The 16,397-nt window shown below is 60.2% G+C and carries 13 protein-coding genes; 12 read left to right on the plus strand and 1 reads right to left on the minus strand.

Annotation, left to right across the window (positions count from 1 at the left end; genetic code table 11):
* Window position 1: 1 nt before the first annotated feature.
* The 10 genes from lpxB (at window position 2) to ispD (ending at window position 13,291) form a co-directional block, all read left to right on the plus strand.
* Window positions 2-1,141, plus strand: coding sequence for a lipid-A-disaccharide synthase (lpxB, locus tag ACSSVH_RS05775; RefSeq protein ID WP_170042923.1), 1,140 nt, complete (start codon window positions 2-4; stop codon window positions 1,139-1,141).
* The gene (gene rnhB / locus ACSSVH_RS05780) at window positions 1,138-1,770 is read left to right on the plus strand and encodes a ribonuclease HII (protein ID WP_169955460.1); all 633 of its coding nucleotides are present in this window, start codon (window positions 1,138-1,140) and stop codon (window positions 1,768-1,770) included. The genes lpxB and rnhB overlap by 4 nt, the downstream gene beginning before the upstream one ends.
* Window positions 1,771-1,847: 77 nt before the next feature.
* The gene (gene dnaE / locus ACSSVH_RS05785; RefSeq protein ID WP_492634208.1) at window positions 1,848-5,369 is read left to right on the plus strand and encodes a DNA polymerase III subunit alpha; all 3,522 of its coding nucleotides are present in this window, start codon (window positions 1,848-1,850) and stop codon (window positions 5,367-5,369) included.
* A 139-nt stretch (window positions 5,370-5,508) separates the two neighbouring features.
* Complete coding sequence (locus ACSSVH_RS05790) at window positions 5,509-6,456, plus strand: acetyl-CoA carboxylase carboxyltransferase subunit alpha (protein ID WP_029297260.1); 948 nt, start codon at window positions 5,509-5,511, stop codon at window positions 6,454-6,456.
* Window positions 6,457-6,615: 159 nt separating this feature from the next.
* Window positions 6,616-7,935, plus strand: coding sequence for a tRNA lysidine(34) synthetase TilS (gene tilS, locus ACSSVH_RS05795; RefSeq protein WP_492634209.1), 1,320 nt, complete (start codon window positions 6,616-6,618; stop codon window positions 7,933-7,935).
* A gap of 273 nt (window positions 7,936-8,208) precedes the next feature.
* Window positions 8,209-9,840, plus strand: coding sequence for a CTP synthase (pyrG, locus tag ACSSVH_RS05800; protein WP_169955463.1), 1,632 nt, complete (start codon window positions 8,209-8,211; stop codon window positions 9,838-9,840).
* Between the two features lie 5 nt (window positions 9,841-9,845).
* Window positions 9,846-10,691, plus strand: a complete 846-nt coding sequence (gene kdsA, locus ACSSVH_RS05805) for a 3-deoxy-8-phosphooctulonate synthase (protein ID WP_010212442.1) — start codon at window positions 9,846-9,848, stop codon at window positions 10,689-10,691.
* Window positions 10,692-10,847: 156 nt separating this feature from the next.
* On the plus strand, window positions 10,848-12,137 hold the full coding sequence (eno, locus tag ACSSVH_RS05810) for a phosphopyruvate hydratase (RefSeq protein ID WP_169955464.1): 1,290 nt from the start codon (window positions 10,848-10,850) through the stop codon (window positions 12,135-12,137).
* A gap of 171 nt (window positions 12,138-12,308) precedes the next feature.
* Window positions 12,309-12,587, plus strand: coding sequence for a cell division protein FtsB (gene ftsB / locus ACSSVH_RS05815; RefSeq protein ID WP_029297251.1), 279 nt, complete (start codon window positions 12,309-12,311; stop codon window positions 12,585-12,587).
* Window positions 12,584-13,291 (plus strand): 2-C-methyl-D-erythritol 4-phosphate cytidylyltransferase, encoded by a 708-nt coding sequence (ispD, locus tag ACSSVH_RS05820; protein ID WP_169955465.1) that lies wholly within the window; start codon window positions 12,584-12,586, stop codon window positions 13,289-13,291. The genes ftsB and ispD overlap by 4 nt, the downstream gene beginning before the upstream one ends.
* 127 nt (window positions 13,292-13,418) lie before the next feature.
* Here the strand turns inward: ispD and ACSSVH_RS05825 are convergent, their stop codons facing one another.
* Entirely contained in the window at window positions 13,419-14,315 is an 897-nt protein-coding gene (locus ACSSVH_RS05825) for a LysR substrate-binding domain-containing protein (protein WP_169955466.1), read from the minus strand.
* Between the two features lie 108 nt (window positions 14,316-14,423).
* Here ACSSVH_RS05825 and ACSSVH_RS05830 point away from each other — a divergent pair, with 108 nt between their 5' ends.
* Window positions 14,424-15,536, plus strand: a complete 1,113-nt coding sequence (locus ACSSVH_RS05830; RefSeq protein WP_029297245.1) for an S-(hydroxymethyl)glutathione dehydrogenase/class III alcohol dehydrogenase — start codon at window positions 14,424-14,426, stop codon at window positions 15,534-15,536.
* A gap of 8 nt (window positions 15,537-15,544) precedes the next feature.
* The gene (fghA, locus tag ACSSVH_RS05835; protein ID WP_492634210.1) at window positions 15,545-16,390 is read left to right on the plus strand and encodes an S-formylglutathione hydrolase; all 846 of its coding nucleotides are present in this window, start codon (window positions 15,545-15,547) and stop codon (window positions 16,388-16,390) included.
* Window positions 16,391-16,397: the final 7 nt, after the last annotated feature.

The raw sequence follows: 16,397 nt of genomic DNA on the forward strand, positions 1-16,397 counted from the left end.
CATGGCCACGCTGCGTATTGCATTGGTGGCCGGAGAAGCTTCCGGCGATATCCTCGGCGCTGGCCTGATGCGCGCCATCAAGGCGCAGCATCCAGCCGTTGAGTTTATTGGGGTCGGCGGCCCGCTGATGCAGGCCGAAGGCCTGACTTCCTACTTTCCCATGGAGCGTTTGTCGGTCATGGGGCTGGTGGAAGTGCTGGGGCGCCTTCGCGAGCTGCTGGCTCGGCGCAAACTGCTGATCCAGACCCTGATTGCCGAAAAACCGGACGTCTTTATCGGTATCGACGCACCGGACTTCACCCTCAATATCGAACTCAAACTGCGTCAGGCCGGAATCAAGACCGTGCATTACGTCAGCCCGTCCGTGTGGGCGTGGCGGCAGAAGCGCGTGCTGAAGATCCGCGAAGGCTGCGACCTGATGCTGACCCTACTGCCTTTCGAGGCGCGGTTCTATGAAGAGAAGGGCGTGCCGGTAAGGTTTGTCGGCCATACCTTGGCCGACACCATCCCGCTACAGGCGGATCGCGCCGCTGCGCGCGCCGAGTTGGGCCTGCCCGACGGGCCGCTGGTGGCGTTGATGCCCGGCAGCCGTGGCGGTGAGGTCGGTCGCCTCGGCGCACTGTTTTTCGATGCGGCCCAGCGCCTGCAGGCGTTGAAGCCAGGAGTGCGATTTGTACTGCCGTGCGCCAGCCCGCAGCGCCGTGCACAGATCGAAGCCTTGCTGGTGGGGCGCGACTTGCCGTTGACGCTGCTCGATGGTGGTTCGCATCTGGCCCTGGCCGCCTGTGACGCGGTGTTGATCGCCTCTGGTACCGCCACGCTGGAGGCCTTGCTCTACAAGCGCCCGATGGTCGTGGCCTATCGCTTGGCGCCGCTGACCTACTGGATTCTCAAACGCATGGTTAAAAGTCCCTACATCTCCTTGCCCAACCTGCTTGCCCAGCGCCTGTTGGTGCCGGAGTTGCTGCAGGACGCTGCAACCCCCGAAGCATTGGCCCAGACCATTTTGCCGTTGATCGACGGTGGTGAAGAGCAGACCCGTGGGTTTGACGAAATTCACCGTACCTTGCGCCGTGATGCGTCGAACCAGGCCGCAGATGCCGTATTGACCTTGATCGGCCGCCAGCAGGAAACCCTATGAAGACGCAAATAGGCCTGGATTTCAGCCTGGTCGCCCAAACCCACGAACTGGTTGCCGGTGTCGATGAAGTCGGGCGTGGTCCGCTGTGCGGTGCGGTGGTCACGGCGGCGGTGATCCTTGACCCGAATCGCCCGATTCTCGGCCTCAACGACTCGAAGAAACTCACCGAAGCCCGTCGTGAAAAACTTTTTGACGAAATTTGCGAAAAGGCCCTCAGCTGGCATATCGCCAGGGCAGAGGTCGAGGAAATCGACGAGTTGAACATCCTGCATGCCACGATGCTGGCCATGCAGCGCGCCGTCGAGGGCCTGCATATCACCCCGAAACTGGCGATGATCGACGGGAATCGCTGCCCGAAGCTGGCGATGCCGGCCGAAGCGGTGGTCAAGGGTGATAGCAAGGTTCCGGCGATTGCCGCTGCCTCGATTCTCGCCAAGGTCAGCCGCGACCGTGAAATGGCGGCGTTCGAGTTGATCTACCCAGGCTATGGCATCGGTGGCCATAAAGGCTATCCGACGCCCGTTCATCTGGAAGCCCTCGCCCGATTGGGCCCGACGCCGATCCACCGCCGCTCGTTTGCCCCGGTACGCCAGGCTTACGAGGTGCGCGAAAGCCTGGCCGAGATTTAGGCGCAGGCTGATGTTTTACTCAAGGCCCGGTACAATCCGGGCCTTGTTGTTTTCACACGTATCTAGACAGGATCACTATGCCGGCTTCATTCGTTCACCTGCGCCTGCACACTGAATACTCCCTGGTCGACGGCCTGGTACGGATCAAACCAATGGTCAAAACCCTGGTGGGCATGAACATGCCGGCCGTTGCGGTGACCGATCAGAACAACATGTGCTCCCTGGTCAAGTTCTACAAGAGCGCCATGGGCGCCGGCATCAAGCCGATTTGCGGCGCCGACTTGTGGCTGTCCAACAAAGATCCGGATAACGCCTTGAGCCGCATCAGCCTGCTGGCGATGAACGGCGTGGGCTATCGCAACCTGACCGAACTGATTTCCCGTGGTTTTATCGACGGCCAGCGCAATGGCTCGATCATCATCGAGCGCGAATGGGTGGCCGAGGCCAGCGAAGGGCTGATCATGCTGTCGGCCGCCAAAGAGGGCGAGATCGGGATCGCGTTGCTCGGCGGTAACCCGCACGAGGCCGAGGTGCTGGCCAGTGAGTGGATGCAAGTATTTCCCGACCGCTTCTACCTGGAGGTCCAGCGCACCAATCGCCCCAACGATGAAGAACATCTGCACGCTGCCGTGGCCCTGGCCGAAAAGCTGGGCGCGCCGCTGGTAGCCACCAACGATGTCCGTTTTATCAAGAAGGAAGACTTCGAAGCCCACGAAACCCGCGTGTGCATCGGCGAAGGCCGGGCGCTGGACGATCCACGGCGCTCGAAGAACTACAGCGAAGAGCAGTACCTCAAAAGTGCCGAGGAAATGGCTGAGCTGTTCAGCGATTTGCCCGAGGCCCTGGAAAACTCCGTCGAAATTGCCAAGCGCTGCAATATCGAAGTGAAGCTGGGCAAGCACTTTTTGCCCAACTTCCCGATTCCCGATGGCATGACCATCGATGAATACTTTCGCAAGGTGTCCTTCGATGGCCTGGAGGAGCGTCTTGCCGTCCTGCTGCCCAAGGACACTACCGAAGACTACGAAGCCAAGCGCCAGGTGTATGTCGACCGGCTGAATTTCGAGCTGGATATCATCATCCAGATGGGGTTCCCCGGTTACTTCCTGATCGTAATGGACTTTATCCAGTGGGCCAAAAGCAACGGCGTGCCGGTGGGGCCTGGCCGGGGGTCGGGTGCTGGCTCGCTGGTAGCTTATGTGCAGAAGATCACTGACCTTGACCCGCTGGAATATGACCTGCTGTTCGAACGGTTCCTGAACCCGGAACGGGTATCGATGCCCGACTTCGACGTCGACTTCTGCATGGATGGTCGTGACCGGGTAATCGAATATGTGGCCGAGAAATACGGCCGTAACGCGGTAAGCCAGATCATCACCTTCGGCTCCATGGCGGCCAAGGCGGTAATCCGCGACGTGGCGCGGGTGCAGGGCAAGTCCTACGGCCTGGCGGATCGTCTGTCGAAGATGATCCCCTTTGAAGTCGGCATGACCCTGGAAAAGGCCTACGAGCAGGAAGAGATCCTGCGTGACTTCATCAAGGTCGATGAAGAAGCCGCCGAAATCTGGGACATGGCCCGCAAGCTCGAAGGCGTGGTGCGTAACGTCGGTAAGCACGCCGGTGGCGTGGTAATCGCTCCGACCAAGTTGACAGACTTTTCGCCGATCTATTGCGACGAAGAAGGCGATGGCCTGGTAACCCAGTTCGACAAGGACGACGTGGAGGCGGCCGGCCTGGTGAAGTTCGACTTCCTCGGCCTGCGGACCCTGACGATCATCGACTGGGCGCTCAAGACCATCAACCGCGAGCGTGCCAAGGTCGATGAGGCGCCGCTGGATATCGCCTTTATCCCGCTGGACGACAAGCCGACCTACGCGCTGCTGCAAAAAGCTGAAACCACTGCGGTGTTCCAGCTTGAATCCCGCGGCATGAAGGAGCTGATCAAAAAGCTCAAGCCCGACTGCCTAGAAGACTTGATCGCACTGGTGGCCCTGTTCCGTCCGGGCCCACTGCAATCGGGTATGGTTGATGACTTTATCAACCGTAAACACGGGCGCGCCGAGCTGGCTTACCCGCACTCCGACTACCAGTACGAAGGCCTCAAGCCGGTACTGGCACCGACCTACGGCATCATCCTGTATCAGGAACAGGTGATGCAGATCGCCCAGGTCATGGCCGGCTACACCCTAGGCGGCGCGGACATGCTGCGCCGGGCCATGGGTAAGAAAAAGCCCGAGGAAATGGCTAAGCAGCGCGGCGGTTTCATTGAAGGTTGCGCCACCAACAACATCGACGCTGACCTGGCCGGTAACATCTTTGACCTGGTGGAAAAATTCGCCGGTTATGGCTTCAACAAATCCCACTCCGCCGCCTACGGCCTGGTGTCGTACCAGACTGCGTGGCTGAAGGCCCACTACCCGGCGCCGTTCATGGCGGCGGTGCTGTCGGCGGATATGCACAACACCGACAAGGTCGTGACCTTGATCGAAGAAGTGCGGACCATGAAGTTGCGCCTCGACGCGCCGGATGTGAACGCCTCGGAGTTCAAGTTCACCGTGAACGACGAAGGCCGCATCATCTATGGCCTGGGCGCGATCAAGGGGGTGGGCGAAGGCCCGGTCGAGGCAATCACCGAGGCGCGCCAGGATGGTCCGTTCAAGGACCTGTTCGACTTCTGCGCCCGGGTCGACCTCAAGCGCATCAACAAGCGTACCCTCGATGGCCTGATCCGCAGCGGTGCACTCGATCGTCTCGGTCCGTATTTCCATGACGAGCCGAAGGCCTACCAGGCCAATATCGACCGCAACCGCGCGGTGCTGCTGACCGCCATGGAAGAAGCGATCAAGGCCGCCGAGCAGACCGCCCGCACCCACGACAGCGGGCATGCCGACCTGTTTGGCGGGCTGTTCGTCGAAGAAGATGCCGATGTGTACGCTAACCACCGCAAGGCCAAGGAGCTGACCCTCAAGGAACGCCTCAAGGGTGAAAAAGACACCCTGGGCCTGTACCTCACCGGTCACCCGATTGACGAATATGAAGGCGAGATCCGTCGTTTTGCCCGCCAGCGCATCATCGACCTGAAGCCGGCGCGCGATACCCAGACTGTCGCCGGGATGATCATTGCCCTGCGGGTGATGAAGAACAAAAAGGGCGACAAGATGGGGTTCATCACCCTTGATGACCGCTCCGGGCGTATCGAGGCGTCGCTGTTTGCCGACGCGTTTCATTCTGCGCAGTCGCTGTTGCAGACCGACGCGATGGTGGTGGTGGAGGGGGAGGTCAGCAACGATGACTTCTCCGGCGGCCTGCGCCTGCGGATCAAACGCGTAATGAGCATGGAAGATGCCCGCACCAACCTGGCCGAAAGCCTGCGACTGAAGGTGAAAACCGAAGCGCTCAAGGGCGATCAGCTACGCTGGCTGGGGGACTTGCTCAAGCGTCACCGTGGCGCGTGCCCGGTGACCATGGAGTACACCGGCAGCGATGCCAAGGCGATGTTGCAGTTCGGTGAGACGTGGCGAATTGACCCGGCCGATGGCTTGATTCAAGCATTGCGTGACCAGTTCGGGCGTGACAACGTCTTCCTCCAATACCGTTGACGGTCAGGGCTACCCTTGTACCCCTGACCTCGACTCGACATTTAATCTCGACCTTGACGCGCCTCTCCCTTAAGGTAGGGCGCGAATAGACAACCGGCTGGCCAGGCACTCCCTGGCCGTCGACCCAAGACGGACGCTTATGAACCCGAATTTTCTTGATTTCGAACAGCCGATCGCTGACCTGCAAGCCAAGATCGAAGAGCTGCGCCTGGTCGGCAATGACAATTCGCTGAATATCGGCGATGAAATCTCCCGCCTGCAAGACAAGAGCAAGACGCTCACCGAAGACATCTTCGGCAAGCTGACCAGCTGGCAGATCGCGCGCCTGGCCCGCCACCCGCGCCGTCCGTACACCCTGGACTACATCGATCACATCTTCACCGAGTTCGACGAGTTGCATGGCGACCGTCACTTCTCCGATGACGCGGCGATTGTCGGCGGTATTGCTCGCCTGGACGACCAGCCGGTGATGGTGATTGGTCACCAGAAAGGCCGTGAAGTGCGCGAGAAAGTGCGTCGCAACTTCGGCATGCCGCGCCCGGAAGGCTACCGCAAGGCCTGCCGCCTGATGGAAATGGCTGAACGTTTCAAGATGCCGATCCTGACCTTTATCGACACCCCGGGCGCCTACCCAGGCATCGACGCTGAAGAGCGCAACCAGAGCGAAGCGATTGCCTGGAACCTGCGAGTGATGGCACGCCTGAAAACCCCGATCATCGCGACCGTGATCGGTGAAGGCGGTTCTGGCGGTGCGCTGGCCATTGGCGTTTGCGACCAACTGAACATGCTGCAGTATTCGACTTACGCTGTGATCTCGCCGGAAGGTTGCGCCTCGATCCTGTGGAAAACCGCAGAAAAGGCCCCGGATGCTGCCGAAGCTATGGGGATCACCGCTGATCGCCTGAAAGGCCTGGGCATCGTCGACAAAGTGATCGCCGAGCCCCTGGGCGGCGCACACCGCGACCCGGCTGCCGCATCGGCGACCATCCGCGCCGAACTCTGCGCACAGTTGGATATGCTCAAAAAGTTCGACAACGAAGCGCTGCTGGCCCGTCGTTACGAGCGCCTGATGAGCTACGGCCTCTAAGCCACGGCATTACCCATGTGGGAGCGGGCTTGCCCGCGATAGCAATGTGTCAGTGCCAGATTGGTTGGCTGGTACACCGCTGTCGCGGGCAGGCCCGCTCCCACATTTGCGTTGTGTATGCTTGGCTAACGTATTCCAGTTTTGCGGCGGTAACGTGCGATGAAACCAACTCTAACCGCCGAACTCCTGCAAGCCCTGGCCCCGTTGCGCAACGCCTCGGCCTGGCACATCGCTTTCTCTGGCGGACTCGACTCCACCGTCCTCCTGCACTTACTCGCTGATCTGGCAAAAAACCAATCCCTGCCACCTCTGCAGGCTATCCATGTCCATCACGGTCTCCAGGCTGCGGCTGACGGCTGGCCAGCCCATTGCCAGGCGGTCTGTGATGCCGCAGGTGTGCCGCTGCGGGTCATGCATGTGCAAGTGCAGTCAGGTGCAAGCCTTGAACGTGCGGCCCGTGACGCGCGGTACCAGGCGTTCGCCGAGATAATCGGCCCAAGTGAACTGCTACTCACCGGCCAGCACCGTGACGATCAGGCAGAAACCCTGCTGTTTCGCCTGCTGCGGGGTGCTGGGCTGCGGGGCCTCATCGGCATGCCAGCCCTGCGTCCCTTGGGTAAAGGGCACCTGGTGCGGCCGCTGCTGGACATGTCGCGAGCCGAGCTGGAAGCCTACGCCCGCGAACAGCAATTGAATTGGATCGAGGACCCCTCCAACGGCGACTCACGTTTCTCCCGCAATTACCTGCGTCATCAAGTATTCCCACTGCTCACCGCCCGCTGGCCCCAGGCCGCGAATACCCTGGCGCGAACCGCTGGGCATCTGGCGCAGGCCCAAGAGCTGCTCGATGAATTGGCGCAATTGGATGTGCAGGCTGCCCAGCGGCCATCGGCGCTTGCCTGGCTACCGTTGCCATCATTGGCACTTGCGCCGCTGCGAGATCTTTCCGACGCTCGGCAGCGCAACGCCCTACGGTACTGGCTGGCGCCGCTGACGCTGTTGCCCGACAGCGAGCACTGGATTGGCTGGCACACCTTGCGCGATGCCAAGGCGGACGCACAGCCCGTGTGGCGTTTGGCCGATGGCCAATTGCACCGTTGCAACGATCGCATCTGGTGGATGCCTGCCGATTGGTCGGAAATTTCTGATACGCCGCTAAGCTGGTCGCACCCGCAAAACCCACTACAGTTACCGGGCAACGGCCAGTTGTATTTCAGCGGGCATGCCCCTGAAGGCCCTTTGGGCATCCGTTACCGCCAGGGTGGTGAAGTCATGGAAGTGCCAGGTCGTGGCCGGCGTGACCTCAAGCGTTTGCTCAACGAAAGTGCTGTGCCAGGCTTTATCCGTGGCAGATTGCCGCTGCTGTACCAAGGCACCCGTCTGGTGGCCGTGGCCAACCTGGCAAGGGCCTCGACAGGGCAGGGGGATGACTGGCAATTACATTGGGCGCCACCAACCTGCGATCAAGGTTTGAGCTGATAGCGCCTTTCCGGTAGACTACGCTCCCTTCTTGATACAACTTCTGTGGATTCTCCTGAAACACAGTCGTTGCCGATTACCAAGCAGTCTTTGCTGGGCGATTCCAAAAAATGTGTAGCGATCAACGTACCGGTGTTCCATTGCTGGTCTGTCACAACGCGGCGGTTTTTTTGAAAGGTGCACTGTGATTAATGCAGGTGATCGGGGGCTTCGGCCTTCCTTCGCTTTCCCCGGCGGCTCCGACCGCTTTAACGCAGACTTCTAGGGTTTTTCATGACGCGCTACATATTCGTCACGGGCGGTGTTGTTTCTTCATTGGGGAAAGGCATTGCCTCCGCTTCGTTGGCGGCCATCCTGGAGGCGCGGGGACTTAAGGTCACCATGCTCAAGCTGGACCCGTACATCAACGTCGACCCGGGCACCATGAGCCCGTTCCAGCACGGTGAAGTGTTCGTCACCCACGACGGCGCCGAGACCGACCTGGACCTGGGCCACTACGAGCGGTTCATCCGCACGACCATGACCCAGAACAACAACTTCACCACCGGCCGTGTCTACGAGCACGTCCTGCGCAAGGAGCGCCGTGGTGACTACCTGGGTGCAACCATCCAGGTGATCCCGCACATCACCGACGAAATCAAGCGCCGCATCATCAAAGGTGCAGGCGATGCCGACGTGGCGATGGTCGAGATCGGTGGCACCGTGGGTGACATCGAATCCCAACCGTTCCTCGAAGCCATCCGCCAGTTGCGTTTTGAAGTCGGCGCCAAGCGCGCGATGCTGATGCACCTGACGCTGGTGCCGTACATCGCCACCGCTGGCGAGACCAAAACCAAGCCTACCCAGCACTCGGTCAAGGAACTGCGTTCCATCGGCCTGCAGCCGGATGTGCTGGTGTGCCGTTCCGATCACCCGATCGACATTTCCTCGCGTCGCAAGATCGCCCAGTTCACCAACGTTGAAGAACGTGCGGTGATTGCCCTGGAAGACGCCGACACCATCTACAAGATCCCGGGCATTCTGCATTCCCAGGGCCTGGATGATTTTGTGGTCGAGCGTTTCGGCCTGCAGTGCAATGGCGCGGACCTGTCCGAGTGGGAAGCGGTGGTTGACGCCAAGCTCAATCCTGAGCACGAAGTCACCATCGCCATGGTCGGCAAGTACATGGAGCTGCTGGACGCGTACAAGTCGTTGATCGAAGCGATGAGTCACGCCGGTATCAGCAACCGTACCAAGGTCAACCTGCGTTACATCGACTCTGAAGACATCGAAAACCAGGGCACCGCGCTGCTCGAAGGCGTCGATGCGATCCTCGTGCCAGGCGGTTTCGGCCTGCGTGGCGTGGAAGGCAAGATCACTGCGGTGCAGTACGCTCGTGAGAACAAGGTGCCGTACCTGGGTATCTGCCTGGGCATGCAAGTGGCCGTTATCGAGTTCGCTCGTAACGTGCTGGGCTGGAAAGACGCCAACTCCACCGAGTTCGATCACACCAGCGGCCACCCGGTCGTGGGCCTGATCACCGAGTGGGAAGATGCCACTGGCGCTGTCGAAACCCGTACCGAAAGCTCCGACCTGGGCGGCACCATGCGCCTTGGCGCACAGGATTGCCTGCTGGAGTCCGGCTCGCTGGTGCACGACTGCTACGGCAAGGACGTGATCGTCGAGCGTCACCGTCATCGTTACGAAGTGAACAACAACCTGCTGCCGCAGATCAAAGAAGCCGGCCTGAAAGTCTCCGGTCGCTCCGGTGATGGCAAGCTGGTTGAAGTGGTCGAAGCCCCGGATCATCCATGGTTCGTCGCTTGCCAGTTCCACCCTGAGTTCACCTCGACTCCGCGCGACGGTCACCCGTTGTTCAGCGGTTTCGTCAAGGCTGCACTGACGCAACATCAGAAGAAGGCGTAAACCTGATGGCCCAGAAGATCATTCGCGTAGGCGATATCGAAATTGCCAACGACAAGCCCATGGTGCTGTTTGGCGGCATGAACGTGCTGGAAAGCCGTGACATGGCGATGCAGGTCTGTGAAGAGTACGTAAAGGTTACCGAGAAACTGGGTATCCCTTATGTGTTCAAGGCCAGCTTCGACAAGGCCAACCGTTCGTCCGTGACCTCCTATCGCGGCCCGGGCCTTGAAGAAGGCATGCGGATCTTCCAGGACATCAAGCAAGCCTTCGGCGTGCCGATCATCACCGACGTCCACGAGCCCGAGCAGGCTGCAGTGGTCGCCGAGGTATGCGACATCATCCAGTTGCCGGCCTTTCTGTCGCGCCAGACCGACCTGGTCGTCGCGATGGCCAAGACCGGCGCTGTGATCAATATCAAGAAAGCCCAGTTCCTCGCGCCCCAGGAAATGAAACACATCCTGAACAAGTGCGTGGAAGCGGGTAATGACCAGTTGATCCTCTGCGAGCGTGGTTCGAGCTTCGGCTACAACAACCTCGTGGTGGATATGCTCGGTTTCGGCATCATGAAACAGTTCGAATACCCGGTATTCTTCGACGTGACCCATGCGCTGCAAATGCCGGGTGGCCGCGCCGATTCCGCCGGTGGCCGACGTGCCCAGGTACTGGACCTGGCCAAGGCCGGTATCAGTCAGTCCCTGGCTGGCCTGTTCCTGGAAGCCCATCCGGATCCGGACAACGCCAAGTGCGACGGTCCTTGTGCCCTGCGCCTGGACAAGCTGGAGCCATTCCTGGCCCAGCTCAAGCAGTTGGACGAACTGGTCAAGAGTTTTCCGACGGTAGAGACCGCGTAACCCGCGTTTCTCCGGTAAACTTTCCGCGCTTTATGCTCAGGCCCCCGGGCCTGAGTTTTGTCGTCTGCAAGCCTGCCCCGTTGTTCCACCCTTGCGGTCGGTCAAAAGATTTCCTTCAGCTGCGTCGTTTTCGTCAACTTTGGAGTGTTTACAACAATGGCAAAAATCGTCGACATCAAAGGTCGTGAAGTTCTCGACTCCCGTGGCAACCCCACCGTCGAAGCCGACGTGCTTCTCGATAACGGCATCATCGGCAGCGCCTGCGCGCCGTCCGGTGCTTCCACAGGTTCGCGCGAAGCGCTGGAACTGCGTGATGGCGACAAGAGCCGTTACCTGGGCAAGGGTGTCCTCAAGGCAGTAGCCAACATCAACGGTCCGATCCGCGACCTGTTGCTGGGCAAGGACCCGCTGGACCAGAAAGCCCTCGATCACGCGATGATCAAGCTCGATGGCACTGAAAACAAAGGCAGCCTCGGCGCCAATGCGATCCTCGCTGTATCCCTGGCTGCTGCCAAGGCCGCTGCCCAGGACCAGGACCTGCCGCTGTACGCGCACATTGCCAACCTGAACGGTACCCCAGGCGTCTACTCGATGCCGGTGCCAATGATGAACATCATCAACGGTGGCGAACACGCAGACAACAACGTCGATATCCAGGAATTCATGGTGCAGCCAGTCGGCGCCAAGACCTTCTCCGAAGGCCTGCGCATGGGCACCGAGATTTTCCACCACCTCAAAGCTGTGCTGAAGGCCCGTGGCCTGAGCACTGCGGTGGGTGACGAAGGTGGTTTCGCACCGAACCTTGCGTCCAACGAAGATGCACTGAAAGTGATCTCCGAAGCTGTGGCCAACGCTGGCTACAAGCTGGGCACCGATGTGACCCTGGCCCTGGACTGCGCGGCCAGCGAGTTCTTTGAGGACGGCAAGTACAACCTGTCCGGCGAAGGCCAGGTGTTCAACTCCGAAGGTTTTGCTGAATACCTCAAGGGCCTGACCCAGCGTTACCCGATCATTTCGATCGAAGACGGCCTGGACGAGTCCGACTGGGACGGCTGGAAAATCCTCACCGACAAGATCGGCGAGAAAATCCAACTGGTGGGCGACGACCTGTTCGTGACCAACACCAAGATCCTGAAAGAAGGCATCGACAAGAAGATCGCCAACTCGATCCTGATCAAGTTCAACCAGATCGGCACCTTGACCGAAACCCTGGAAGCGATCCAGATGGCCAAGGCTGCGGGCTACACTGCCGTAATCTCGCACCGCTCCGGCGAAACCGAAGATTCGACCATTGCCGACCTGGCCGTGGGCACCTCGGCGGGCCAGATCAAAACCGGTTCCCTGTGCCGCTCCGACCGCGTTTCCAAGTACAACCAACTGCTGCGTATCGAAGAGCAATTGGGCGGTAAAGCCAAATACAACGGCCGTGGTGAGTTTCGCGGCTGAGTAGTTGATGGTAAAAAGACAACGGATTGTGTCGGAAAACTCGCTATAGAGTGAATTTGCGCACTAATCTGATGCCTATCAAGCACAAGCCTGGGTCTTCCAGGCTTCGTGCTATCAGTTGCTTCAAAAGTTTTGCATGGCTGTCTTTTTTCACTGGATACCCGATATTCGATGCGCAGTCCCAATTGGTTGTTCCTCGTCTTGCTCTTGCTGCTGGCTGGCCTGCAGTACCGCCTTTGGGTGGGCAATGGCAGCCTGGCGCAGGTGACCGACCTGACCCAGCAAATTGCCGCGCAGCACGCCGAGAACGAGGTGTTGCTGGAGCGCAACCGTGTGCTCGATGCCGAAGTGCTTGAGTTGAAAAAAGGCATGGAGACCGTTGAAGAGCGGGCTCGTCATGAATTGGGCATGGTCAAGGAGGGTGAAACCCTCTACCAGTTGGCCCAATGAACGCCTGTTTGCCGGCCTTCTGGGCCGTGATTCCTGCCGCGGGCGTCGGTGCCCGCATGGCCGCGGACCGTCCCAAGCAGTATCTGCAGTTGGGCGGGCGCACTATTCTCGAACACAGCCTTGGCTGTTTCCTCGATCATCCGAGCCTCAAGGGGCTGGTGGTCAGTCTGGCTGTCGATGATCCTTACTGGCCCAACCTGGCGTGTGCCGGCGACCCGCGTATCCAGCGCGCGGACGGCGGGGCGGAGCGCTCAGGCTCGGTGCTCAATGCACTGCTGCAACTCAATGCCCTGGGCGCCAGCGATGACGACTGGGTGCTGGTGCACGATGCCGCACGGCCGAACCTGAGCCGCGAGGATCTCGACACGTTGTTGGCGCAGCTGGCGGATGACCCGGTGGGCGGCTTGCTGGCCGTACCGGCGCGCGACACCCTCAAGCGTGTCGACAAGCAGGGGCGGGTGGTGGAAACCATTGATCGCAGCCTGATCTGGCAAGCCTATACCCCGCAAATGTTCCGCCTGGGGGCCTTGCACCGCGCCTTGGCCGATAGCCTGGTGGCCGACGCGGTCATCACTGACGAAGCCTCGGCCATGGAATGGTCCGGCCAGGCGCCACGCCTGGTGGAAGGGCGCGCGGACAATATCAAGGTGACCCGGCCGGAGGATCTGGAGTGGCTCAGGTTGCGGTGGGCTAATCGCCGGTAGGCTGCTGGACCGAGGTGACTTCATCGCAGGCAAGCCAGCTCCCACACCTGACCACATTCCAACAGGGATACGCGGTCAGGTGTGGGAGCTGGCTTGCCTGCGATGAGGCCAGGCCCGACGCCCCAGATCACCCGCCATACTCCGGCCGCCCAGCCAGCCCTTCCTTCAGGTAGTCCACCAACTTGCGCACCTTCGGCGACAAATGCCGCTGCTGCGGATACAGCGCCCACACTGCAGTATTCGGCGGTTGGTGGGACTCAAGTAGTGAAACCAGTGCGCCGCTGTGCAAGTGCTCCAGCACGTAATAATCCGGCAACTGGCATAACCCCACCCCTTGCAGCGCCGCATCCAGCACCGCCTGCCCACTGTTGCAGCGCCAGTTTCCCTGCACCCTTTGGGAAAATTCGCGCCCATCCTGGGCCAATTGCCAAATATCCGAGCTGCCGACCAGGCAGTTATGCCGGCTCAGTTCCGACAAGCTATGGGGGCGTCCATACCGCTCCAGGTAGGACGGCGACGCACAGAGATACATGCGCCGGGGTGCCAGGCGGCTGGCGACCATCCGCGAGTCTTGCAGGCGGCCCAGGCGAATCGCCAGGTCCAGGCCTTCATGCACCAGGTCGAGGGGGCGGTTGCTCAGCTCGATATCCACGCGCAATTGCGGATACAGCCCCATGAAGCGCGTGACCAGCGGCACGATAAAGCGTTCGCCATAAGCCACGGCGCAGGTCATGCGCAACATGCCCTTGGGTTCGCTGGTCAGGTCGCCTACGGCGCGCAGGGCCTCTTCGCGCCCATCCTGCAGGCGTTGGCAATGTTGCAGGAAGGTTTGCCCGGCCTCGGTCAGCGTAACGCGCCGGGTGCTGCGATACAGCAGGCGGGTTTGCAGGCGTTCTTCCAGACGTGCGACCTGGCGGCTGATATGGGACGAGGACACGCCCAGGCGTTCGGCAGCCGCAGTAAATTGGCTGCATTCGGCGACGGCGACGAACTCATCGATGCCTTCCCAGCGGTTTTCCAGCATGGTGATTATCCCAGTACAGCAATAATGTTTTGCTTTTGCCTGGATTATTAATCAATGGGCCTTGTTTTACACTGTTCGTCTTACTTTTAAGCCCCAGGAGAAACCCGGATGATCAAGTCACGCGCCGCTGTCGCCTTTGAAGCCAAGAAACCACTGGAGATCGTGGAAGTGGATGTGGCCATGCCCAAGGCCGGTGAAGTCCTGCTGCGCGTGGTCGCTTCCGGGGTTTGCCACACTGACGCCTACACCCTGTCGGGCGCCGATCCGGAAGGCATCTTCCCATCGATCCTGGGCCACGAAGGCGGCGCGGTGGTCGAAGCGATTGGCGAGGGTGTGACTTCGGTGGCGGTGGGCGACCACGTGATCCCGCTGTACACCCCGGAGTGTGGCAAGTGCAAGTTCTGCCTGTCGGGCAAGACCAACCTGTGCCAAGCCATCCGTGCGACCCAGGGCAAAGGCCTGATGCCAGACGGTACTACGCGTTTTTCCTACAAAGGGCAGCCGATCTTCCACTACATGGGGACTTCGACTTTTTCCGAATACACAGTGTTGCCGGAAATCTCCGTGGCCAAGATTCCCAAAGAAGCGCCGCTGGAAAAAGTTTGCCTGCTGGGCTGTGGCGTCACCACTGGTATCGGTGCCGTGATCAACACCGCCAAGGTCAAGCCGGGTGACACCGTGGCCATTTTCGGCCTGGGCGGGATTGGTTTGTCGGCCGTGATCGGTGCAGTTAAAGCCAAGGCCGGTCGTATCATCGCCATCGACATCAACCCGGCCAAGTTCGAGATCGCCAAGCAGTTGGGTGCCACCGACTGTATCAACCCGAAAGACTACGATCGGCCGATCCAGGATGTGATTGTCGATTTGACCGACGGCGGTGTGGACTTTTCCTTCGAGTGCATCGGCAATGTCCAGCTGATGCGTGCGGCCCTAGAGTGCTGCCACAAAGGCTGGGGCGAGTCGGTAATCATTGGGGTCGCCGGGGCTGGCCAGGAAATCGCTACCCGTCCATTTCAACTGGTGACCGGTCGTGTCTGGCGCGGTTCGGCCTTCGGTGGCGTGCGTGGCCGCAGCGAGTTGCCAAGCTACGTGGAAATGGCCCAGACCGGCGAAATCCCGTTGGATACCTTCATCACCCACACCATGGGCCTGGAAGATATCAATAAGGCATTCGACCTGATGCATGAAGGCAAGAGCATTCGTACCGTCATCCATTTCTGAGGTCGGCCATGAATCTGGAAAACCTGTCATGCCAGAAGAGCTTCGGCGGCTGGCACAAACGCTATAAGCATCATTCCGATGTACTCGATTGCGATATGACCTTCGCCGTCTACCTGCCACCGCAGGCGGAGCAAGGCGGCAAGTTGCCGGTGCTGTACTGGCTGTCGGGCTTGACCTGCACCGATGAGAACTTCATGCAAAAGGCCGGCGCGCAGCGTATGGCGGCTGAGCTGGGGTTGATCATCGTCGCCCCGGACACCAGCCCCCGTGGGCCGGGTGTGCCGGGCGACCCGGACAATGCCTGGGACTTTGGCCTGGGTGCCGGGTTTTACTTGAATGCCACGCAACAACCGTGGAGCAAGCACTATCGGATGCATGACTATGTCGTGCAGGAATTGCCGGCGTTGGTTGAAGCGCATTTCCCGGCGTCCGACAAGCGCGGCATCAGCGGGCATTCAATGGGCGGCCACGGTGCGCTGGTATGCGCCTTGCGCAATCCGGGGCACTACCAGTCGGTGTCGGCGTTTTCGCCGATCAACAATCCGATGGATTGCCCTTGGGGGCAGAAAGCGTTTTCCCGCTACCTGGGGGAAGATCGCTCCAAGTGGCGCGAATGGGATGCCTGCGTGCTGATCAGCGAAGCCTCGGAAAAACTGCCACTGCTGGTGGACCAGGGTGATCGCGACGACTTCCTCGCCACTCAACTCAAGCCCGAAGCCTTGCAACAAGCCGCCAAGGCCGCCGGCCATCCGCTGGAGTTGCGCCTGCAACCGGGCTACGACCACAGCTACTTCTTTATCGCCAGCTTCATCGAGGACCACTTGCGTCATCATGGACGTGCTTTGCTCGGTTAATGTCTGG

Source organism: Pseudomonas sp. HC1(2025) (assembly GCF_058742075.1).